General features: G+C 64.2%; 23 protein-coding genes. 10 read left to right on the top strand and 13 right to left on the bottom strand.

Annotation, left to right across the window (positions count from 1 at the left end; genetic code table 11):
• Positions 1 to 22: 22 nt before the first annotated feature.
• A complete protein-coding gene (locus J2R78_RS10795) occupies positions 23 to 1,768 on the bottom strand; it encodes an ABC transporter ATP-binding protein/permease (RefSeq protein WP_253604296.1) in 1,746 nt (581 codons plus the stop codon).
• A gap of 310 nt (positions 1,769 to 2,078) precedes the next feature.
• On the opposite strand from J2R78_RS10795, the gene J2R78_RS10790 reads away from it, so the two are divergent.
• Both J2R78_RS10790 and J2R78_RS10785 read left to right on the top strand, forming a co-directional pair.
• Positions 2,079 to 3,749 carry an L-lactate permease gene (locus tag J2R78_RS10790; RefSeq protein WP_038380167.1) on the top strand — a complete coding sequence of 557 codons (1,671 nt, stop codon included), beginning with the start codon at positions 2,079 to 2,081 and terminating at the stop codon, positions 3,747 to 3,749.
• Between the two features lie 155 nt (positions 3,750 to 3,904).
• Positions 3,905 to 4,321 carry an META domain-containing protein gene (locus tag J2R78_RS10785; RefSeq protein ID WP_253604295.1) on the top strand — a complete coding sequence of 139 codons (417 nt, stop codon included), beginning with the start codon at positions 3,905 to 3,907 and terminating at the stop codon, positions 4,319 to 4,321.
• A 58-nt stretch (positions 4,322 to 4,379) separates the two neighbouring features.
• Here the strand turns inward: J2R78_RS10785 and J2R78_RS10780 are convergent, their stop codons facing one another.
• Positions 4,380 to 5,057, bottom strand: coding sequence for a hypothetical protein (locus tag J2R78_RS10780; protein ID WP_253604294.1), 678 nt, complete (start codon positions 5,055 to 5,057; stop codon positions 4,380 to 4,382).
• A gap of 367 nt (positions 5,058 to 5,424) precedes the next feature.
• On the opposite strand from J2R78_RS10780, the gene J2R78_RS10775 reads away from it, so the two are divergent.
• Genes J2R78_RS10775 through J2R78_RS10765 form a run of 3 tightly spaced genes read left to right on the top strand, consistent with a single transcriptional unit; the run spans position 5,425 to position 7,823 of the window.
• Entirely contained in the window at positions 5,425 to 6,714 is a 1,290-nt protein-coding gene (locus tag J2R78_RS10775; protein ID WP_225642830.1) for an IS4 family transposase, read from the top strand.
• Positions 6,715 to 6,760: 46 nt separating this feature from the next.
• Entirely contained in the window at positions 6,761 to 7,336 is a 576-nt protein-coding gene (locus J2R78_RS10770) for a bifunctional transcriptional activator/DNA repair enzyme AdaA (protein ID WP_253609800.1), read from the top strand.
• 19 nt (positions 7,337 to 7,355) lie between these two features.
• Positions 7,356 to 7,823: a PaaI family thioesterase gene (locus tag J2R78_RS10765; protein WP_253604293.1), complete on the top strand. Its 468-nt coding sequence runs from the start codon at positions 7,356 to 7,358 to the stop codon at positions 7,821 to 7,823.
• Positions 7,824 to 8,025: 202 nt separating this feature from the next.
• Here J2R78_RS10765 and J2R78_RS10760 read toward each other — a convergent pair whose 3' ends face one another.
• Positions 8,026 to 8,553 (bottom strand): ester cyclase, encoded by a 528-nt coding sequence (locus J2R78_RS10760; RefSeq protein WP_309144997.1) that lies wholly within the window; start codon positions 8,551 to 8,553, stop codon positions 8,026 to 8,028.
• Positions 8,554 to 8,802: 249 nt separating this feature from the next.
• Here J2R78_RS10760 and J2R78_RS10755 point away from each other — a divergent pair, with 249 nt between their 5' ends.
• Positions 8,803 to 9,000 (top strand): hypothetical protein, encoded by a 198-nt coding sequence (locus J2R78_RS10755; protein WP_168856536.1) that lies wholly within the window; start codon positions 8,803 to 8,805, stop codon positions 8,998 to 9,000.
• A gap of 18 nt (positions 9,001 to 9,018) precedes the next feature.
• On the opposite strand, the gene J2R78_RS10750 is transcribed toward J2R78_RS10755, so the two are convergent.
• A complete protein-coding gene (locus J2R78_RS10750) occupies positions 9,019 to 10,218 on the bottom strand; it encodes a hypothetical protein (protein ID WP_253604292.1) in 1,200 nt (399 codons plus the stop codon).
• A gap of 108 nt (positions 10,219 to 10,326) precedes the next feature.
• Positions 10,327 to 10,803, bottom strand: a complete 477-nt coding sequence (locus tag J2R78_RS10745; RefSeq protein WP_253604291.1) for a MarR family winged helix-turn-helix transcriptional regulator — start codon at positions 10,801 to 10,803, stop codon at positions 10,327 to 10,329.
• A gap of 98 nt (positions 10,804 to 10,901) precedes the next feature.
• Between J2R78_RS10745 and J2R78_RS10740 the strand changes: the two genes are divergently transcribed.
• Complete coding sequence (locus J2R78_RS10740) at positions 10,902 to 11,270, top strand: antibiotic biosynthesis monooxygenase (RefSeq protein ID WP_253604289.1); 369 nt, start codon at positions 10,902 to 10,904, stop codon at positions 11,268 to 11,270.
• Between the two features lie 31 nt (positions 11,271 to 11,301).
• Here J2R78_RS10740 and J2R78_RS10735 read toward each other — a convergent pair whose 3' ends face one another.
• From J2R78_RS10735 to J2R78_RS10725, 3 genes are all read right to left on the bottom strand, one after another.
• Positions 11,302 to 11,592 carry a hypothetical protein gene (locus J2R78_RS10735; RefSeq protein ID WP_253604287.1) on the bottom strand — a complete coding sequence of 97 codons (291 nt, stop codon included), beginning with the start codon at positions 11,590 to 11,592 and terminating at the stop codon, positions 11,302 to 11,304.
• Between the two features lie 91 nt (positions 11,593 to 11,683).
• Positions 11,684 to 13,330 carry a chaperonin GroEL gene (gene groL / locus J2R78_RS10730; protein WP_157344563.1) on the bottom strand — a complete coding sequence of 549 codons (1,647 nt, stop codon included), beginning with the start codon at positions 13,328 to 13,330 and terminating at the stop codon, positions 11,684 to 11,686.
• 175 nt (positions 13,331 to 13,505) lie between these two features.
• Complete coding sequence (locus J2R78_RS10725) at positions 13,506 to 13,802, bottom strand: co-chaperone GroES (RefSeq protein ID WP_018269780.1); 297 nt, start codon at positions 13,800 to 13,802, stop codon at positions 13,506 to 13,508.
• Between the two features lie 318 nt (positions 13,803 to 14,120).
• Here J2R78_RS10725 and J2R78_RS10720 point away from each other — a divergent pair, with 318 nt between their 5' ends.
• On the top strand, positions 14,121 to 14,639 hold the full coding sequence (locus tag J2R78_RS10720) for a hypothetical protein (RefSeq protein ID WP_253604285.1): 519 nt from the start codon (positions 14,121 to 14,123) through the stop codon (positions 14,637 to 14,639).
• A gap of 217 nt (positions 14,640 to 14,856) precedes the next feature.
• On the opposite strand, the gene J2R78_RS10715 is transcribed toward J2R78_RS10720, so the two are convergent.
• Both J2R78_RS10715 and J2R78_RS10710 read right to left on the bottom strand, forming a co-directional pair.
• On the bottom strand, positions 14,857 to 15,135 hold the full coding sequence (locus tag J2R78_RS10715) for a hypothetical protein (RefSeq protein ID WP_141339615.1): 279 nt from the start codon (positions 15,133 to 15,135) through the stop codon (positions 14,857 to 14,859).
• Positions 15,136 to 15,324: 189 nt separating this feature from the next.
• Positions 15,325 to 15,804, bottom strand: a complete 480-nt coding sequence (locus J2R78_RS10710; protein WP_244558799.1) for a hypothetical protein — start codon at positions 15,802 to 15,804, stop codon at positions 15,325 to 15,327.
• A gap of 644 nt (positions 15,805 to 16,448) precedes the next feature.
• On the opposite strand from J2R78_RS10710, the gene J2R78_RS10705 reads away from it, so the two are divergent.
• Positions 16,449 to 16,892 carry a hypothetical protein gene (locus J2R78_RS10705; protein ID WP_083715002.1) on the top strand — a complete coding sequence of 148 codons (444 nt, stop codon included), beginning with the start codon at positions 16,449 to 16,451 and terminating at the stop codon, positions 16,890 to 16,892.
• Between the two features lie 901 nt (positions 16,893 to 17,793).
• Here the strand turns inward: J2R78_RS10705 and J2R78_RS10700 are convergent.
• Together J2R78_RS10700 and J2R78_RS10695 are read right to left on the bottom strand one after the other, a co-directional pair.
• Positions 17,794 to 18,000, bottom strand: coding sequence for a potassium channel family protein (locus tag J2R78_RS10700; RefSeq protein ID WP_375167012.1), 207 nt, complete (start codon positions 17,998 to 18,000; stop codon positions 17,794 to 17,796).
• Positions 18,001 to 18,366: 366 nt separating this feature from the next.
• On the bottom strand, positions 18,367 to 19,143 hold the full coding sequence (locus J2R78_RS10695; protein WP_253604281.1) for a protein phosphatase CheZ: 777 nt from the start codon (positions 19,141 to 19,143) through the stop codon (positions 18,367 to 18,369).
• Between the two features lie 309 nt (positions 19,144 to 19,452).
• On the opposite strand from J2R78_RS10695, the gene J2R78_RS10690 reads away from it, so the two are divergent.
• Entirely contained in the window at positions 19,453 to 20,256 is an 804-nt protein-coding gene (locus tag J2R78_RS10690; protein WP_076827521.1) for a L,D-transpeptidase, read from the top strand.
• Between the two features lie 267 nt (positions 20,257 to 20,523).
• Here the strand turns inward: J2R78_RS10690 and J2R78_RS10685 are convergent, their stop codons facing one another.
• On the bottom strand, positions 20,524 to 21,408 hold the full coding sequence (locus J2R78_RS10685) for a DUF2076 domain-containing protein (protein WP_253604279.1): 885 nt from the start codon (positions 21,406 to 21,408) through the stop codon (positions 20,524 to 20,526).
• Positions 21,409 to 21,418: the final 10 nt, after the last annotated feature.

Below are 21,418 nucleotides of genomic sequence, written 5' to 3'. Positions count from 1 at the left end.
CCGCGGCTGACCCATGATGCCGCTACGACGCGGCAACCTTGACCGCGTCGCGCAGGGTGAAGCGGTCGCCGTCACGGACCAGCGTGACATTGCGCTGATGGAAGGTGTCGAGCGTCGAGCGGTGGCCGATCGAAACCACCGTGGTACCGGGCAGCTTCTCGGCAACCAGCCTGTACAGCGCGGCTTCCGACGGCTCGTCGAGCGAGGCCGTCGCCTCGTCCAGGAACAGGAACTGCGGCGCATGCAGCAGCGCCCGCGCGATGCCGAGCCGCTGCTGCTCGCCGAGCGACAGCATCCGGTTCCAGTGCGCCTGTTCCTCGAGCCGCGACGCTAGCTGCGGCAGCCCGACGGCGGTGAGGACCTCGCGGACCCGTCCCGCATCGAATTGCGTGGCCTCGCCCGGATAGACGACGGCGTCATGCAGCGAGCCGATCGGCAGATAGGGACGTTGCGGCAGCATCATCAGGCTGGCATTGGCCGGGATCTCGACCGCGCCATCGCCGAACGGCCAGATCCCGGCGATCGCGCGGAACAGTGTCGACTTGCCGGCGCCGGAGGGGCCGGTCATGAGCGTGCGCTCGCCCTTGCGGAAGCCGAACCGGTCCGCGTTCAGCAGCGGCGTGCCGTCCGGCAGCCGCAGCACCAGATCCTGCAGGCTGACGGCGCCGCCGCCTGGCGTCGCCGTGACATGAATTCGATCATCGCGCTTGGCAAGGTTCGATGCCGTCGCGATCCCTGCCTCGAATCCATCAAGGCGGTTCACCACGGCCTGCCATTCGGCCAGTTGACGATAGATGGTGACGAAGTACGAAAACGCGCCCTGAACGTTCGAAAACGCCGATGCGGTCTGCATCATGCCGCCGAGCTGGATCTTTTGCGCAAAGTAGGCCGGCGCCACCAGCACATAGGGGAAGATCACCGAGGCCTGATTATAGCTCGCCGTGAACGCGGTGATTTTCTTGGTCCGGTTCATGAGGGCGATCCAGTTCTCCACCACGCGTCCGAAGCGAACGCGCAGGCGCTCGCGCTCGGCCGGTTCGCCCTGAAGCAGCGCGATCTGCTCGGAATTCTCCCGTACGCGCACCAGGTTGAAGCGGAAATCGGCTTCATATTGCTGCTGCTTGAAATCGATGCCGACCAGCGGCCAGCCGATCAGATGGGTCAGCAAGGTGCCGAGCACCGAATAGATCAGCGCGCACCAGACAAGGTAGCCGGGAACTGAATATTCCGTACCGAACAAATGCAGCGGTGCCTCATTGGAAAGGCCCCACAGCAGGGTGAGAAAAGACGCCAGCGTGACGACCGAGCTCAACAGGCCGAGGCCGAGCGTGAGCGTGCGATCGACGAACAATTTGACGTCGTCGGTCATGCGCTGGTCGGGGTTGTCGGCCGCGTCGCCCTGCAGCTGCATCCTGTAGTGATTGGCCTGATGCAGCCAGTCCCCGAGATAGTGTGTGGTCATCCATTGCCGCCAGCGGATCTGCAGCCATTGATTGAGGTAGAGCTGGTAGACCGCCAGCAGGATGAAGAACGCGACGACGACGCAGAAATAGATGATCTCGCTGACGAAGGAATCCCAATTGCGTTCCTGCAGCGCGTTGTAGAAGCGGTTGTTCCACTGCGTGATCAGAACGTTGATGCCCACGATCGCCAGTTCGATCGCGATGACCGCCGCAAGCAGCCCCCGGCCGGCCCATTTGTCCTCGGAGTTGAAATAAGGCGAGGCGATGCGCCACACCGTCGCGAGCGTCGAGCGAATGTTGTTCACAGATTATCGTCTCCGGGGAAGGGGCCGCAAAGGCCTGAAGAATCGGGACAATCGGGGTAGTCCTCGACTAAAGTCGTAGTTCTGGCATGCAAGCGTTGGCTTGTCCCGGCAATCGAGTCAATCCTAGCATGAGGACAACGGCGAGGGGCGGGGGACCTTCGATTTTTCGCGAGGATGTGAGCGATCCTTACCGATCGTTCATTCGCGAGCCGGGGCTGCAGATTTTCCGACGGACTCCCGCAATCGCACCAGTCGCGCCTGCCCGCATGCAGGCCGGCGCGCTGCATAATAATGTGGGAAGGATCCCGAGATGAACACCTGGAATCAAATCTACAACCCGCTGGGCAATGCGGCGCTGTCGACGGTCGCGGCCGCCATTCCCGTGGTCACGCTGCTGGTGCTGATCGCCAGCGGCAAGGTGAAGGCGCACATTGCGGCCATCATCGCCGTGATCGTGACCAACCTGATCACGATCTTCGTCTTCACCATGCCGGCCAACATGTCGATCCGCGCCACCCTGCTCGGCGTGATCACCGGGTTCTTCCCGATCGGCTGGATCGTGCTCAACGTCATCTTCCTCTACCAGGTCACGGTGAGGTGCGGGAAGTTCGAGCTGCTCAAGCGCGCGGTCGGCGGCGTCACCGAGGACCGGCGGTTGCAGCTGCTGTTGATCGCGTTCTCGTTCGGCGCCTTCTTCGAGGGCGCCTCCGGGTTCGGCACGCCGGTCGCGATCACCGGCGCGGTGCTGATCGGGCTCGGCTTCTCGCCGCTCGCCGCGTCCGGCCTGTCGCTGATCGCCAACACGGCACCCGTTGCCTACGGTGCGCTCGGCACGCCGATCCAGGGCCTCGCCTCGGTCACCGGGCTCGACCCCTACATCCTCGGCGCGATGGTCGGCCGGCAGCTGCCGCTGTTCTCGCTGATCGTACCGTTCTGGGTGGTGTGGGCGTTTGCCGGCTGGCGCGGCATGAAGGAGGTGTGGCCGGCGATCCTGGTCACCGGCGTGTCGTTTGCGGTCCCGCAATTCGTGATCTCGAACTACATCAATCCCTGGATCGTCGACATCGGCGCCTCGCTGATCTCGATGGGCGCCCTGATCCTGTTCCTGAAGGTCTGGCAGCCGCGGCAGCTCTGGCTGTCGCCGGCGCTGCGCGGCCGCGATGAATCGGCGGCGACGATGGCCGCCGCACCTCCGCTCGACAAGACGCCGCTGACCCAGGGCGAAATGTGGAGCGCGCTGCTGCCGTGGATCATCGTCTGCATCCTGATGCTGATCTGGGGCAACGGTGCCTTCAAGGCCTGGGCGAACGCCAACTTCGTCTGGAACTATCCGGTCCCCGAGCTCGACAAGCTGATCTTCAAGGTGCCGCCGGTGGCCGCCAAGCCGACGCCGGAAGGCGCCGTGTTCGGCTTCACCTATCTGTCGTTCACCGGCACCGGCATGCTGATCGCCGCGATTATCTCGGGTCTGTTGATGGGCTTCTCGCCGCTCAAGCTGATCGCCGAGTATGGCCGCACCATCCGCATCTGCGCGATCTCGCTGATCACGATCTCGGCGATGCTGGCGATCGGCACGCTGACCCGGCTGTCCGGCGTCGACGCCACGCTCGGCCTCGCCTTCGCGGCGACCGGCGTGCTCTATCCCTTCTTCGGCACCTTGCTCGGCTGGCTGGGCGTGGCGCTGACCGGATCGGATACCGCGTCGAACGTGCTGTTCGGCAATCTGCAGAAGATCACCTCCGAGCAGCTCGGCCTGTCGCCGATCCTGATGGCGGCGGCGAACTCCTCGGGCGGCGTGATGGGCAAGATGATCGACGCGCAATCGATCGTGGTCGCCTCGACCGCGACCAACTGGTACGGCCACGAGGGCTCGATCCTGCGCTACGTGTTCCTGCATTCGATCGTGCTGGCGTGTCTGGTCGGTTTGTTCGTGACCCTGCAGGCCTATGTCTATCCGTTCACGATGCTGGTGCTGAAATAGCGCCACGACGCATTTGGCGAACCAGGAATCCCCGCGAGCGGACAGCTCGCGGGGATTTGCTTTTCCAGCACATTTTCCGGCAATGCCAATCTGGCCAATCGCGCTCTGCTCCCATAGAAGGGGCCGCAGTTGCGCGTCGCATTTCGAGGATTGGCATGATTTCGATGAGGCGAGGTTTGAACGGCGGCATCGCCGCGTTGGCGCTGGTTGCCGCGGCTCTCGGCGCGGGGCCGGCGCGGGCCGAGGAGGAGTTCCCGTTCGGCTTCGTCATGACGCTCGACGCCGCGCGCATGCCGGGCTCCAAGCGGATTCCCTCGATCGAGGTCGGCGACAATGGCGAGGTGATCCTCGAGCTGTGGTGCGACGGCGGCAAGGGCCAGTTTTCGGTGGCCGGCAACACCATCGTCTTCGTTCCCGGCGCGATGGAGAACCGCAGCTGCACGCCGGAGCGGGCGCAGGCGGACAAGGATCTGCTGGCGGCGCTCGGCGACATGACGGGCTGGCGGCGGCACGGTGACGAGGTGACCTTCACCGGCAGCAAGTCGCTGCGTTTCGTGATCAACAGCAACTAAAAGCGTTAAGCGAAGCGAACGGCGGTTCGCGTCAAGGAAACGCGTCAAGACAAAACGCTCAGGGCGTTGCGATCAGTCCGCTTGCGGTGGCGACGATCCAGCGGTTGCCCCAGCGCACGATGGAATCGACCCGTCCCAGGCCGGGCACGACGTCGCCGCGCGCGGCCATCTTGACGCCTTCGGGCCCCTCGAGCACGGCGGTGCCGTCGCGGACTTCGACCACCGACCAGCCCGGGATGGTGCTCGGCCGCGTCTCCGGCGCCGCCGCCGGCGCCTGCTTCGGCCCCAATGCGGCGGCCTGTGCATTCAAGGTCGTCGGCGCGGCGCCCAAGGCGAGCGGACGCGGGCTTGCCGGCGCGGTCCTCGGAATGCTGCCGGTGACGACGGGGTCGGCGTTGGACGCAGCCCGGCGTGGGCCCTCGTTCTTTCGGCTCGGCGCCACCTCCGCAATGTGCGGGACCGGCGCTTCCTTCTGGGCTACCGGCACCGGGGCGGGAGCTGCAAGGTCGTGCCAGTTGGCTCCGCCGGTCCATCCCAGCACGAAGCTTGCGGCGAGTGCGGTCGCTGCCAAGAGCGCGGTGCCGATGCGGTCGGCAAACGGCTCCCGCAGCAGCAGGGCGGCGTCGTGGTTCTCGCCGGTGACATCCCAGAGGTCCGCCGTCTGTGCCGGCGAATGACCCTCCGTCACATCCGTCGGCCAGATGCTCGCAGCGTTGATCGGCTCGCGGTCTTGCATGGCGTGACCTGTGTTCGATGGCGCGAAGCATGATCCTCGAAACTAAATCGAGCCTTAATTTTCGGTGACCGAACTGCGGCGGCACGAAGTCTTTTGGTCGCAGGCCCCCGTAGATGCCCGGGTATCTTCCGCACCAGCGGTCGTTTCCGGACGTCGTCCCCGCAAAGCGGCTAGGGGATGCACACATCTGGTGCGACGGATTGACTCGGGTCAGAGATTGGGGATTCCAGAATCGGGGGTCTCGGTGACTTCTATTACGGCACTTCGGCTTGGGCGGAGGTGCCAGCATGTTGTCGCGGATTGACTGGACGTTGGGCCGGTTCGAGGATGGTCGTCTCGATAAAGGGGGGCGGCGCTCATCGGACGCATGGTCGCGGGCAAGGATGTATGCCTTCGGCGGCTTTCCAAGGGAGACCGCGCGCTGGAGGTGCGGTTCAACCGCTTTCTCGGTAACTCCAAGGTGACGAAGGAGCGCATCATCGAAAGCTGGAGCGAAAGCACGGCTGCGGCGGTTACAGGCCGCCATGTTTTGGCGATCCAGGACACCAGCGAGATCCACTTCAACACCACGCCGCAACGCCGGCGCGGGCTCGGGGAGATCGGCAAGGGCAATCACCACGGCGTGCTGCTGCACCCGATGCTGGCGGTGGATGCGGACAATGGCACCTGCCTGGGACTTTTGAGCGGCGAGGTGTGGACGCGTGAAGGCCCTCGGAGCGTCTCGCATGACAGCCGCGACCTGTCGGACAAGGAATCGCAGCGCTGGATTGCCACCGCCCTTGCGGCCAAGCCGCTGCTTACCGGTGCTGCAATGGTGACCCTGCTTGGTGACCGCGAGAGCGACATCTTTGCTCTTTATGCCAGCGCAGCCGAGCAAGACTACCGCGTGATCGCCCGCAGCATGCATGATCGCAAGCTGGCCGACACGACGGGTTTGTATGCGGCGATCGACGCCATGACGGCGGTAGAGCGTCGCATCATCGAGTTGCCTGCGCGTGCGGGGCGGCCTGCACGTCCGATGGACCTCGAACTTCGCTTCGGCGCAATCGAGCTGGCCCGGCCGCAAAGCAAGTTCCTGCGCCATTTGCCGAAAAGCCTGCATCTGGCCATCGTTGACGTCCGCGAGATCAATGCCGATCCCAACGTCGAGCCGTTGCACTGGCGTCTTCTCACCTCTCACGAGGTCACCAGTTCAGACGATGCCTGGCGCATTGTCGCCTGGTACAAGCAGCGCTGGATCATCGAGCAGTTCTTCCGCGTCCTCAAGACGCAGGGCTTCAAGCTCGAGGATAGCCAGATCGGCACCGCCGGCCGGCTTCTCAAATTGGTTGCCATCGCTGCCAAGGCCGCGATCATCACCATCCAGCTCCTGCAAGCGCGCAACGGGAGCCAGCAGTCGCTTCACGTTGCCTTCAATCCCAGCGAGATCGATGCGTTGACCGCCCTCAATCAGCAGCTTGAAGCCAGGAACAGACGACTGAAGAACCCGCATCCGTCCGATCGTCTTGCCTGGGCGGCCTGGATTATCGGCCGCATTGGAGGATGGGACGGCTATCCGTCCTCCAAGCCACCAGGCCCCATCACCTTCAAAAACGGTCTCGATTACTTCCGCGCCGTCGCTCTCGGATGGAGCCTCAGAAATGTGTGCATGCCCTAGCGCAAAGCGGGTCGTCGCGGCGCGCGGGCGGGGCTATAGCGGTCGCATGCTCGATTTCGCCGCACAATATGCAGCCTTTCAGCGCCGCGACCCGGCCTGGGACGGCGTCGTGTTCGTCGCGGTCAAGACCACGGGCGTGTATTGCCGCCCTGTCTGCCGGGCGCGCACGCCGCTCGCGCGCAACGTGCGGTTCTATGGCAGCGCGGCGTCGGCCGAGCGTGCTGGCTTCAGGCCCTGCCTGCGCTGCCGTCCCGAGGCGGCGCCGTTCTGCCCGGCCTGGAAAGGCACCAGGACCACGGTCGAGCGCGCCCTGGCGCTGATCGAGGAGGGCGCGCTCGACCGCGGCAATGTCGAGGCGTTGGCGGGGCGGCTCGGCGTCGGCGCGCGGCACCTGTCGCGTCTGTTCGCCGAGCATCTCGATGCCTCGCCGCTCCAGGTCGCGCTGTCGCTGCGCGTGCAGCGCGCAAAGCGCCTGATCGACGGCAGCGACCTGCCGCTTGCGTTGGTGGCGCAGCATGCCGGCTTTTCCAGCGCGCGGCGCATGAATGCCGCATTCGCAAAACTCTACGGCCGCTCCGCCGCGTCGCTGCGGGGCAAGCGGCCAGCCGTCACGATGCAATAAACCCCGATGGAGATCGGCAATGACCAAGAGCTACGGCACCGTCAGTGCGGAACAGAAGCTTAAGATGAGCGGCCTCGCATTCGTGCAGGGTCTCGCCAGCGGCGCATTGCCGCTCAACACCATCGCACGGACACTCGGTTATGACGTCACCGAGGCCGAGCGCGGCCGCGTCGTCGTCACGCTGGTGCCGACCGACGCGCATCTCAATCCGGCGGGCACCGTGCATGGCGGCCTCACCGCGACGCTGCTCGACAGCTGCATGGGGCTTGCGGTGCAGTCGACGCTCGATGCCGGCACCAGCCAGACCACGCTCGAGTTCAAGATCTCGCTAGTGCGTCCGATCACGCCCGACACCGGTCCGATCAGGGCGGAAGGCAATGTGCTCAATTGCGGCCGTCGCATCGGCACCGCCGAAGGCAGGGTCACCGACGAGCAGGGCCGGCTGCTCGCCCACGGCACGACGACGTGCCTGATCTTCCCGTCTTGACGCAAATTGCGGCGGCAAGACCGCGCCGGCACTGCATCGGGAGATGCGATGCCGGCGCAGCAATATTGGAATGCCTCCGGCAAGCCTGCGGCTTAGAGACCTTCAAGTTCACCGCGCCGATCGATTGCGTTACCCGAACGCGCATCAAGCGCGTTCGGGTAGTCATGATGCGATCGTCGATGGAGCCATGCTCCGGCCGTGCTCAGCGCGGCCCCTCCGGATATCCCGGCATGTTGTTCCAGCCGGCGGGCAGCTCGCCGCCCGGCCGCGACGCGGCTCCGTCGCTTTCGGGCAAACGAATGAGGCCGAGCTGCAGCATGGCGGTGATCGCATCTTCCTGTCCGAGCTCTTCGGCGATCCGTCCGTCCTGCACGCGCAGCACGGTGGTGCCGGCGAACGTCATCTTGCGGCCGGAGGCCGCGGGAAGTGAGCCGAGGCGGAAGTCGCTGAACGCAGGTCCCGTGTGCGTACCGCCGCCTTCCCAGCGGCCGACGACGAGATCACCTTCCGCGACGAGATCGCCGACGCCCCAGAAATTGAGATCCGGAAAGGCTTCGCGAAATTCGGTCATGAACTGCGTGACCGCGGCGCGGCCCTTCTTCGGTTCGTGCATCGGGTAGTGCACGACAATGTCTGCTGTGGCGAGCTCGTTGATGATGCGCGGATTCCAGGGGTTGCCCCAGAACTCCTTGAACCACCGGCCTACGACGTTCTTGTTTTCCTCTGACATCTCTTCGTCTCCATTTGCGCGTTGCCGGTATCGCGACCGGCGCTCTCTCGATGCGCGCAGTGAACATTTGGAGGCGTGTCTCGCACCACCCGATTTCAGATCGGGCGAGCGATCGAGTTTCAGACGAGATTCCGCTGTGTCGATATGGCGCTTAGCACCGCTTCTCGAGCGTCGTCGCGGAATCGGGAAGCGGGTGGCTCGCGGAAGACGAATGCGAGAATCTGATTGCGATGAACGCAGGAGAACATCATGCGCAACTTCGATGCGATCGCCGCGCTGCGTGGCGACGGACTTCGTCCCGAGCTGCGGGCGCTGCTCGATCGTGCCGCGATCGAGCCTCGTTCCGAATTGTTCGTCAGAAGCGACGGGATGCTTCAGTCCGGTCCGGACGCCACCCCGAAGGCGGTGCGCGACAACGTCGTGCCGCTGAAGACGCAGGCGGCTTAACTCAGGACAGCGGCGGCCTTACCGCCACACCGACTTGTCGGCGTCCCAGCGCTGGCCCTTGAACTCCTTGAGCAGCGCGTCGATCGCGCCGTTGTCGTCCCTGGTCTCGCTGCCTTCCTCGTCGCTGCTGGAATCGTCGGAAAGATTGAGCTTGGCGCCGGCGCTGTCGTCCGATGTCGAGACGGTGGGGCTCGAGACCCACAGCATCAGCCGGTCAGAGCTTCCGGGCTTGTCGGGTGAGACCAGGGCAGTGATCTCGTAATTCTGGGTGAGGCCGAGTGCCGGGTAAACCGTGCTGGGCCGCTTCAGCACCAGCTTGAGCTTGCCGGTGTTCGCGTTCCACGTCGCCGAGGCGGGCTTTGCGGCAAGCGTCTTCGCCAGCACGCCCGCGATCGCGCTTGCCAGCTTGTCCTTGTTGATCTTGTCGCCCTCGCGCCAATCGGCGGCAGCAAAGCGGATGGTGCGGTCCATTTCGACCACGCCGCTGGTCCAGCCGGCAGCGGTCACGCCGGGCGCGGATTTCGCCTTGGCGAGCAGCGCGCCGGCGTGCTCGGGATCGACGGTGAGGTTGATGGTCTGCTCGCCGGAGCGCATCGCATCGCAGGTCACCGCGAGGCTGGAGGTGCCGATCTCGACGGCCTCGCCTTTCAGGCTCTTGAGGAAATCCGCCGCCGCATCGAGCTTCACCCGCACACCGATCGATTCCGGCGAAACGTCGGTGAAATCCTTCGGCTGCGGCGTGATGCCGTCCTCGGTGGCCTGGTTGTCCTGGAATTCCTTCTCGCTGAGATCGGAATTGTCCGTCGAGGCGACCTCGGTCACGGTCTGGCCGATCGTGATCTGGCCGCGGAACTCAAAACCGTCGCCGGTTTGCTTGCGGTTCAGCTTGATGGTGACCGGCTGCTTGTCGGCGACGCTCTGGGCGGTGCCGGAAAGCGTCTGGCCGCTGACGGTCAGGTTGGCGACGAAGCGGTCCTTGCGGTCGGAGCTCTTGTCGGCGGGATAACAGACGTCGAGCACGGCCGCGGTCACGGTCTTGCCCTGGCGGGTTTCCTTCAGCACGACGTCGGCATTGCCGTCCATCAGGCCGTCGATCGAGGTGAAATAGCGCGTCTCGGGGCCATTGGCGGGAGCCGACTTCGATTGCAGCTTCATCTGGGCGAGGGCAGGCGCCGAGGTGACGGCAAGACCGAGCAGCAGGAGCGGGAGCGCGCGCATACGATAAGTCCTCGAAGGGCAGAATCGGTTCCGTCGTAACTAGCAAACCTCCATGTCATTGGCCAAAAAAGAAGGCCGCCTAACGGCGGCCTCGCGCCGCGATCGCGGTCATGTGCGTTCGTCAGGTTCCTCGCCGCCCTCCAGTCGGCCGCGCAGCACCGTCACGACCCGGCTCACGGTTTCGAGGTCCTTCATCGACAGCCCGTCGGCGAGGCCGTTCACCCAGGGCAGCTGCAGGCGCATGGCCGCGTCGAAGCTTTGCCGCCCCTTGGCGGTCAGCACGACGAGCTGGGCGCGGCGGTGATGCGGGTTGGTTTCGAAGGCGACGAACCCGTCCCGTTCGAGGTCGTTGACGATCCGCTGCACGTTCTGTCGGGCAGCGCCGAGGTCGCGCGCCAGCCATGCGACCGGTTGCGGGCGCTCTGTGGCGACGATGGCACCGAGGATCTGCCAGCGCGCGCTGGTCAGCCCGAGCCCGGCCACCAGCCGGTCGCCTGATGTGAACAGCAGGCTGTTGAGCCTGAACAGGTCGGGAATCAGGGTGCTCAGGGCTTCGCCCGCCGGCGTTCGTTTTGCATTCGGCATTTGTCACCATATAAACGTATTGACATCATAATGTCAATTTCTGTATGTATCCATCAGTACGGAATGACATCGTAACACCATATCGAACGGAGCCAACCATGCCGCAGATGCGCCCCCTGGACCCCGCTTTCCCGATCGACCGCCAGCTCGCGGTCGATGCCAGCAACGTCGTGCTCGTCAACCTCTTCACGCTCGATGCGGCCGACGAGGACACGTTTCTCAAGGCCTGGCAGGACGACGCCGCCATCATGAAGCGGCAGCCGGGCTTCATCTCGACCCAGCTGCACCGCGCGCTCGGCGAGAGCCCGGCCTATCTGAACTACGCGGTCTGGGAATCGACCGCCGCCTTCCGCGCCGCCTTCATGAACCCCGAGTTCAGGGCCAAGCTCTCGGCCTATCCGGCCTCGGCGGTAGCCTCGCCGCACCTGTTCCAGAAGGTGGCGGTGTCCGACATCTGCGTCGCGTAACGGACTGTCAGGCCGTCGCGTCAAGGATCGCTCAACTGTGCACGAGCATGCCAACACCGAGCGTGGCGGCAGCGGCCAGAAACGATATGTCCAGAAACCGCAGCGGCGCTTTCGGACGATGACCGGCAGAACCGGAAATGACGTAATAGACGCCATAACCCGCGCCGAGGACGACGAACGTCAGCGTTTGCCTGAGCCAGAACATCAAGACGACCGCAAGATCATCGATGCTGTCCAGGGCATAGGCGCCGACCGCGAGCACGGCGCCGATCGCGTAGAACAGCACGAGCGTCAACGTCAGTGATTTGGCGTCGCGGGACATGCGATGATCCTTGCATCCCGATCGTAATCAAACTGCAAAAAAAGAAGGCCGCCCGGAGGCGGCCTTCGATCTCGATGGGGATGTGGGAGGCTTAGAAGCCGCCCATGCCGCCCATTCCACCCATGCCGCCGCCGCCCGGCATTGCCGGCGCTGCATCCTTCGGCAGTTCGGCGACCATGGCCTCGGTGGTCACGAGCAGACCGGCCACCGAGGAGGCGTCCTGCAAGGCGGTGCGCACCACCTTGGCGGGGTCGATGATGCCCTTGTCGACCATGTCGACATAGTCCTCGGTCTGCGCGTCGAAGCCGAAGGTCTCCGACTTGTTCTCGAGGATCTTGCCGACCACGATCGAGCCCTCGACACCGGCGTTCTCCGAGATCTGGCGGACCGGAGCTTCGAGCGCCTTGAGCACGATGTTGATGCCGGCCTGGACGTCGGCATTCGGGTTGGTGAGCCGGCCGACCGCCTTCTTGGCGCGCAGCAGCGCCACGCCGCCGCCCGGCACGATGCCTTCCTGCACCGCGGCGCGGGTCGCGTTCAGCGCGTCCTCGACACGGTCCTTCTTCTCCTTGACCTCGACCTCGGTCGCGCCGCCGACCTTGATCACCGCAACGCCGCCGGCGAGCTTGGCGAGGCGCTCCTGCAGCTTCTCGCGGTCGTAGTCCGAGGTGGTCTCCTCGATCTGCGCCTTGATCTGGCCAACGCGGGCGTCGATGTCCTTCTTCTTGCCGGCGCCCTTGACGATCGTGGTGTTCTCCTTGTCGATCACGATCTTGCCGGCGCGGCCGAGCATGTTCACCGTGACGTTCTCGAGCTTCATGCCGAGGTCGTCGGAGATCAGCTGACCGCCGGTCAGGATCGCGATGTCCTCCAGCATCGCCTTGCGGCGATCGCCGAAGCCCGGCGCCTTGACGGCGGCGACCTTGAGCCCGCCGCGCAGGCGGTTGACGACCAGGGTCGCCAGCGCCTCACCCTCGACGTCCTCGGCGAGGATCAAGAGCGGACGGCCCGACTGCACCACGGCCTCCAGCACCGGCAGCATGGACTGCAGACCGGACAGCTTCTTCTCGTGCAGCAGGATGTAGGCATCCTCGAGCTCGGCGGTCATCTTCTCGGCGTTGGTGATGAAGTAGGGGCTGAGGTAGCCGCGGTCGAACTTCATGCCCTCGACGATGTCGACCTCGGTCTCGAGCGACTTGTTCTCCTCGACGGTGATCACGCCCTCGTTGCCGACCTTCTGCATTGCCTGCGCGATCATCTTGCCGATCGCGGCATCGCCATTGGCCGAGATGGTGCCGACCTGGGCGACTTCGGACGAGGAGGCGACCGGCTTGGCGCGCTTCTCGATGTCCTTGATCACGGCCGATACTGCCGTGTCGATGCCGCGCTTGAGGTCCATCGGGTTCATGCCGGCGGCGACCGACTTGGCGCCCTCGCGGACGATGGCCTGCGCCAGCACGGTCGCGGTGGTGGTGCCGTCACCGGCGGTGTCGTTGGTCTTGGAAGCGACCTCGCGCAGCATCTGCGCGCCCATGTTCTCGAACTTGTCGTCGAGCTCGATCTCCTTGGCGACGGTGACGCCGTCCTTGGTGATGCGGGGAGCGCCGAAGCTCTTCTCGATGACGACGTTGCGGCCCTTGGGGCCGAGCGTCACCTTCACGGCGTTGGCGAGCACGTCGACACCGCGCAGCATGCGGTCGCGGGCATCTCCGGCGAATTTTACGTCCTTGGCAGCCATTGATTTGAACTCCTGTCAGTTTTGAGAGACGCGCTTGCCGTTTCCGCGCTCGTCATCGCCGGGCTTGACCCGGCGATCCATCGCCTTGGTAAGAACTCTTCGGAAGTGTGATGGATGCCCGGATCAAGTCCGGGTATGACGATGCGAGTGGTGCGGCCGCGCAGTTGAATGGCGCTTACGCCAGCACGCCCATGATGTCGGACTCCTTCATGATCAGGAGCTCCTGGTTGTCGAGCTTGACCTCGGTGCCCGACCATTTGCCGAACAGCACGCGGTCGCCGACCTTGAGGTCGATCGGGATCAGCTTGCCGGCCTCGTCGCGGCCACCCGGGCCGACGGCGACGATCTCGCCCTGGGACGGCTTCTCCTTGGCCGAGTCCGGAATGATGATGCCGCCCTTGGATTTCTCCTCGGCATCGATACGCTTGACCACGACGCGGTCGTGCAGGGGGCGGAAGGTGGATTTAGCCATGACGTTCCCTCTTGGAGGCTCGGTTTCAGGTCCGGTTCATCGGGACCGGCGTTGGATGCCGGCCCGGTCGGCGCTGGGCAGGACGCCCGACGCTCTTAGCAATCGTGGTGCGAGAGTGCTAATTGTGGGCCGGGAAATATGGCTTGGCGCAGTTTCTGTCAAGCAAACGGGTTAAGGCCTTGGTGAGGCCAATATAGGATGGTGGACCAGAAACCAAATCGTAGCGATGACGTAATTTTGTCAGACGTCATTGCTCCGTCTTAAGTTTTACGCTTGGCTGCAGGACGGGTGCGGCCGGGACATAGTCGGGGGATGCATATGATCAGGTCATTCAACGCGCGATTGGTCGCACGGTTCGCGGCTGTTTCGGCGCTGACGACACTCTTGGGGGCGTGCGGCAGCATGAGCCTGCCGTCGTTGTCGTCGAACCCTGAGCCGGCGCCAGCCGAGCCGGGGGTCGCCCCCGAAATGCCTGCAAGCATCCGTGCCGACGAGATCGTCGGCCGCTGGGGTCTCGCCTCGTTCCAGAATCCCGCCGATCGCGCCCGCACCGAGGCCGCCGCGCGCGGCCAGTGCAAGCAGCCTTACGTGATCGGCGCCGGCCAGAACGGCGGCGTCATCATGCATCTGGCCGACCAGGCCACCCCGCAGGAACTGCGGCTGAAGGGTTCCCCGAGTGGCAAGAACTATATCGGCCCGCCTGGACCTGTGCCCGGCGAGCAGGACCGCGAGATCGTCTCGTTCGACGGCCGCGTCATGATCACCCGCTTCGTCGACAAGGATGCCGGGGTCCGCTACGGCAACATGGTCTACGTCCGCTGCGCTCCGAGGGCGTAAAGGCCGGCGATCAGTTTTCCACCGATCTTTGCCGGTTCGCCTCTCCCCTTGTGGGAGAGGCCGGATTGCATCGCCAGATGAAATCCGGGCGAGGGGTCTCTCACCGCGAGTGACCCCCTCTTCTGGCTAGCGGATAGAACCCCATATCCGGCGCGGATTGCATCCGCGCCACCTTCTCCCACAAGGGGAGAAGGGAAGGAGACCCGCAAACACGGCCTTATCGCCGCACGCCAACCCGATTGACGCCGCCATTCAAATTGCCGCCCGCATTGTGGCGGACCGCAGCGCGCGCCACCGGACGAGGCCTGAGCACAACGCCTGCCCGCGCCACGCAGCCTGCCGGATAACCGACATACGTGCAGTAAATCACGGCGTTGGCCGGTGCTGGACTGAGAGCGGCGCCTGCAAACCCCAACATCAGGCTCGCCGCTATTCCCGCAACCGTCACTGACTTGGTTGGAAAAATGTTCGTCCGACGCATGGTGATCCTCCTCATCGCACGTGAACTGAAGGTGATGGAGCCCGCTTCAGATGCGGCCCAAGGTATCGTCAGTGGCAAAAGGGGGAGGCGATGTTGACGTAGATCAACGCCGCGCGCGACCCGTCGCCGCGTGGGATTGATCTGCTTCATCGTGAAAGAGGGCGGCTCAGGGAGCCGCCCTCTTGCGCTGCCGTTGCGCCGGCTTCACTGACAGACGTACATGCGGCCGTCAGCCATCTTGGTCATCGTGCCGGGCTCGCAGCCGATACCATTGGCTGCCTTGTACTCCGTCCATCCGGCATATCCGTAATACGGACTGATCCTCTGGTAGGCTCGTGCCGGATAGTAGGGCTGGCCGAAGTAGGGATCCGTCTGGGCGGCATACGAATTGGTCCAATCGTTTGTGCCCCAGCCGGAATAGGCCGGCGCGGTAGCGGCGGCCGCAGCGACCGCTGCCGTAGCGGCGACACCCGCGCCCACCCCGTACCCGTACGCGGCGCGCCGGGTCTGACGACGCGCGACGCCGGCGACGCTCACGGGCGTCAGCGGCCGGCCCACACGCGCCTGGGCACTTTCGACCGACGCCGAAAGACCGCCCCGCTCGGACCAGGTGATGGAGAACAGTGTCGCACAAGCGATAGTCGAAAGCGCAATTGCAGTATTTCGGACAATTCTTTGCGTCATGTTCAATCTCCAGTGTTGAGTACTCCAGTGGCTCCGCCCCAATCAGTGATCCGGTAGCAAGGCGCAGCCCATCAGCGCGATTGAAAGAAGCCCGGCGCTCATCGTCGCACCTTCAAAGACGACCTCGCGCTGTGCTTACCGGCGGTTGGCTGTCCTCACCACAAGCTCAAACGCTCGCTTCCACCACGCGCCGCTTGTTGCACTTGCGGCGATTGCTATTGCGATACGAACTGCTTGCCAATTTTTAATAGGAGGCTCTGCACGTTGGTCACACGCAGATTCCGGAAGTCCCATGCAACCGGCACCCAATGTTGGCTCCCGGCATACGCATGACAATTTCCCTCACGCAGTAATATGCACCCGCGACAACAAACCTGCCAGCGGATTTGCAACCGTCGACGCTGGCACAAGATGCATGTTGTCGAGACGGAGGATCGGACTGATTCATCCTTGTCGCGATACTGTTGATCTATGTCAAAGGTCCTGAAGTTCTTGAATGGGACGCTGGTGTCGACCACGCGCACGTCAATGCGGTCTCGTCGGCCGGTAGCCGCCTGACGCGGTGCTGAGCCATGCTTCAGCGCAGATGCGTGCCCTTGGGCAAAGAAGCCTGGCGATGTGCACAATGGCGGATGGAGCGATCCATGCCAGTGGCGCGGTATTTCCTGTATATCGGCGGAGTGCTGCTCGCGCTGCTATTCCTTCTGGATGCCACCATCCCCAATTCTCCACTGGCAAAGCAGCCCGACTCGAGTCGTCCGACCATTCGCATCCGTTCGATGGAAAAGCTGCCCGACCTTGTCGTTTACGACACCAGTCTCCCGACTATCGTTCCTGAACAGGTCGCGGAAATTCCTGCTCCAGCCGCGGCCGAAACTGTCGGGCCTTCCCCGATCGTTCGCGAGCGGGAAGCGTTTGCCCAGATGCAGAAATCCGAAATCGAGCGGCCAAAATCGTCGGGCCGCAAGGCGAGGGAAGCCAAGCCGCCTCGGAAGTATGCCCATGCCAGGAGATACGCGCCGTCACCTTATGCGCATTTTGCGGAGCGACGTCCGCGATATGGGTGGTTCGGCAACTTCATCTGGTGATCAAGTAGCATATGCCTGCGGTGAGGGGACGCATGCCTGCGAGCCTTGACGCAAGTCAAGGCCGGGCCTTTCCATCGCTATGGAGTGGAGCTGTGGTGCCTCAAAGGATTAAATGGAGGAACACAATGATCCGCTTGTTTGCTGTCTTTATCTTCGCTTTGTGTGTTGGAGCACCTGCGCAAGCCATGACACCCGCGCCGCTCCCCCAGACGGAAACAATGGCAATACCGGTGGCCGTCGGCTGCGGTCCGGGCCGGACGCGTATCAATGGTGTATGCGTAGCAAGGACGACCGTCCGTCAAACTCGCCGAGCCGTTCGCAGATGCGTGCGCTGGCAGGGAGGGGTCTGCGCCTTGTATGAATGAACGACTCTACTGGCGTTCAGGTCGCGACTGGGCGCCAGTACTGTAGTGCATCCGGTCGAATGCCGCTTCTAAATCATCCATGACAATCAGCGGCGACAATCCGTCGGGCCTGCCGTGCCTTACTGAGCTTCGAGCAACAGGACGGTCAACAGCAGGATCGGCCAGAGCGCGCTCGCGGCCAGAGTGATGCGGAGCACCACGTCACCGCTCGACGGTTCGACCCATCGACGCCTGAGCTGACGAGGCAATTTGCTCGATTGAAATGCGCGTTGTGGTTGGCGAGCCGATCCGACTTTTGCAGCGCCGATGGGAGGTGCCGCGGCTCGATGTCGCAGCAAGCTCTTCTCGTCATAGAGGACGTGATCTGACGGGTTCGGTTTTAAGCACCCGGGTGCCATGAACGATCCCTTCCATCGGGCACCTAATCTACGTCGGAAAACTTGAAGGCGATAGGGCGGTTTGTGCCAAGGGAGCGAGGCTCGGTCGCCCGAAGCCCGAAGTAGCGCGAGCCGGGTTCGCAGCGTGAAATACAAGCCTTATGAGCCCTGGTCTCTCAGTTCGAGCGTAACGAGCCTCGCCAGCAGCGTGGCCGGGTAAAGCTGGCCGATCACGCTCTCGACATTGCACAGGCTGCGCGCTAGCGGGTGCACAGGGATGATGTCCCCGTAGCCGGTAGAAGTGAGCGTGACGAAGCTGAGATAATAGACCGAGCTCGCAGGGGCTGAGTCATCCTCGAGATTCATTCCCTTGAATGCATCCGGAAACCACAACCCGAGGAAGACGAATAGCGTCCCGAAGCCGAGCCCGATCAGCAGATACGGCAGCCCGCGCCGATGATCCGATGATAGGTGACGCGACCGCGCCGGAATACGGCGTGCGCAACTCCGAGCGTGAGCGAGATGGCGAGCCAGCCGGCAGCCAGTAGGCGATGTTGTATGGCGACGGAGGATAAAGGATGCCGCGATTGGTAAGTCGCCTTGACCGATCCGACGCGTTGCGACGATCGGCTTGCGCGGAGGGCGAGGCGGCGATCCTCGCGGGAGTGCACCATCGCTCAAACAAAAACGCCGGCCCGAGGGCCGGCGTTTTTCGTGTTGATCTGACGAACCTCAGTTGAACATCGCGTCGATGTCGTCCTGCGAGGCGTGGCCGGCGTCGCCGTCGAGCTTCGGGCCGTTGAGCAGGCGGGCATCGCCCTCGCGGGTGTCGACGATCGCCGGGGAGTGCGACTTGATGGCGTCGACGCCGCCCCAGATGTTCATCATCTCGTTGATGTGCTGCTCGATGAACTTCATCGTCTGCATCACCTTGCTGATGCGTTGGCCGGTGAGGTCCTGGAAGTTGCAGGCCTCGAAGATCGAGACCACGCGCTCCTGAATATCTTCGCTGAGCCGCTTCTGCTGGTCGGGCGTGACGTTGTTGGCCAGCGCGGTCGCGGCCTGGTCGATCGCCTCCACCGCCTCGAGGATCTGCTGGGTGGCCTGTTCGGTGCCGCCGACCACGGCGCCAAGCTCGCCATTGACCTTGGCCATCTCCTCGCCGTTGAAGCTCTTGCCGTGCAGCACGGCGATCTCGCGCTTGGTGCGGCTGATCGCGTCGTGGATCAGGTCGAGCTCGACCTTGAGCTTCTCGCACTGTTCGACCTGCGCGCGGTAGGTCTCGAGCAGCGCGTGGGTCTCGGCGACTTCGCGGGCGACCGCGGCATCGACGCTGTCGCCGGTGCGCTGTGCCGGGGCTGCGGCCATCTGGGCGCGGATCGAGCGAAGCTCGGCCATGATCTCGCGATGCATCGGACCGAGATCGGCGCCGCCCGAAACATCCGGCTCCGGCATCACAACCTCGCCCATCGCCTGCTCGACACGAAAACGCTTGCGCTTCACTGACATGATTTCATTCCCGCCCCTTCACTGAAGTCCGTTCTAGACAGAGCGGATTTAACGTCAGGTTCACGCCGGAACCGTTTGCGCGGATAGCGCGCAAGCGCGGCGATACCGGCGATTAACCATGTCGCCACGCCGTTCACGCAAAATAAACGCTGTCAGGGAAAACCGCGCTCCATTGCCGATGTGGTGAATCGAAACGGCCGATCCGTTTACCAAACCGATGCGGTTTTCATTGCTTATTGACCACGTGCAACGGCGCTAAGTCGGCGCCGCGCGCATCACGTCACGACGAAACCAGTACAGAGTACGTCGATGTTCAGGAAAACCACGCTTGCGCTGCTCGCCGGCGCGTCTTCTCTTATTGCCGTTCCCCATCACGCCATGGCGATCGACGCGGCAGCGCCCGCCGGGCCCGCCGTCATCTATGCCAATCAGGGCGCTCCGCAGCCGCCGATGCGCACCGCCTATGTGCAGCCGCAGCGCTCCAACATGGGCGGCGGCTTCATCGAATTCCTGTTCGGCGATGCGCCGTCGTCGCAGGGTTATTCGCCCCAGCCGTATCAGCAGCAGCCCGGCTATTACGGCAACCGTCAGCTGCCGCCGATGGATCCGCAGCAGCAGATGCTCCGGCAGCAGGAAGAGGCCGCGGGCGATCCGGCGCAGCGTCCGTTCGATCCGAGATACGAGAAGCAACTGGTCGACTATAGCGGCAAGGAAAGCGCCGGCACCATCGTCGTCGATACGCCGAACAAGTTTCTCTATCTGGTGCAGGGCGACGGCCGCGCGCTGCGCTACGGCATCGGCGTCGGCCGGCCCGGCTTCACCTGGGCCGGCGTCAAGACGATCTCGGCGAAGAAGGAGTGGCCGGCCTGGACGCCGCCGCCGGAAATGCTGGCGCGCCGTCCCGATCTGCCGCGGCACATGGAAGGCGGCCCGGAAAATCCGCTCGGCGCCCGCGCGATGTATCTCGGCTCCTCGCTCTACCGCATCCACGGCTCCAACGAGCCCTGGACGATCGGCACCAACGTCTCGTCCGGCTGCATCCGGATGCGCAATGAGGACGTCATCGACCTCTACGGCCGCGTCAATGTCGGCGCCAGGGTCGTCGTGATGTGAAGTTGTAGTCCGGATGGAGCGAAGCGAAATCCGGGACAGCGAGCCGCACGATGCGTCAACCTCCCCTTGAAAAGGGGAGGTCGCTTTGCTCAACAGAGCAAAGCGGGTGGGGATCATCTCTCTCCACGAGCAGCGGCGTTTGTGGCTGACCCCCATCCCGACCTTCCCCCTTTCAGGGGGAAGGAGAACAGCTTCTGCCCAGGCTACGACTGATCAAATGAAAACGGCCGCTCTATGGAGCGGCCGTTTGTGTTTCAGGTGACACGCTTACGCGTAATTGCTGTCGTCACCGTCTCCGCCGCCGTCGAAGCCGCCGTCATCGTCATCATTATCGAAGTCGTCGGAATCGTGGTCGTTGTCGTAATTGTCGTCGTTGTTGTTGTTCTCATTGTTGTTGTTGTTCGACGCCTGGTCGAACGCGCCGGCGCGCGAGCCGCTGTCGCGGTTGGAGCCGATGTCGTTGACCCCGGCGTCGCGCGCGAGGTCGCTCGACGACTGGTCGCCGCCCCAGGGACGCGACCCGCCACCGAGGCTGCCGGAATCGGCCAGCGACTGGTGGCTGCCGCCACCCATCATGCCGCGGATGCTGGAGAGCAACAGTCCGCCGCCGACCACGCCGGCCGCGGCCGCCGCCGCTGTGCCGAGGAACGAGCCGCCACCGCCACCCGGCGCGCCGCCGAGTGCCGGCGGCTGCGGGCCGCCATAGCCCTGGCCGTAGGGTTGCGCGGGCTGGCCGTAAGGCTGGCCATAGCCGCCGCCGGCCTGCTGCATCGCCTGGCCCGAGTTCCAGACCGGGCGGCTGCCCGGATCGCGGCCGCCCATGTCGGGCGCCCGCACCGGCGGCACCGAACCATGTTGCTGGCCCTGTCCGCCGAAGATCGCATCGCGCATCGAATCGAGGAAACCGCCGCCCTGCTGCTGGGCTCCCTGCTGCTGGCCGACCGCGGCCTCGAGTTCCTGGATCCGGTCATGGGCGCGCTTCAGCGCCTCGTCCTGAACCAGCGCGGTCTGCACCAGCGCGTAGACCGCATTCGGCGCGCTGCGCAGGCCTTGCATGATCGCGGACATGGCCTCGCCGTCGCGCGGGGCATTCTCCAGCTTGGCGAGCCGGTCGAAGAGATCGTCGATCAGTTGGCGTTCTTGCGGTGTCATGGCGTTCTCC

Origin of the sequence: Bradyrhizobium sp. USDA 4538 (assembly GCF_024171045.1) — a bacterium.
Lineage (GTDB): Bacteria > Pseudomonadota > Alphaproteobacteria > Rhizobiales > Xanthobacteraceae > Bradyrhizobium > Bradyrhizobium australafricanum.
The sequence above is the reverse complement of the archived record's forward strand: the minus strand, read 5'-3'. Positions and strand labels throughout refer to the sequence as shown.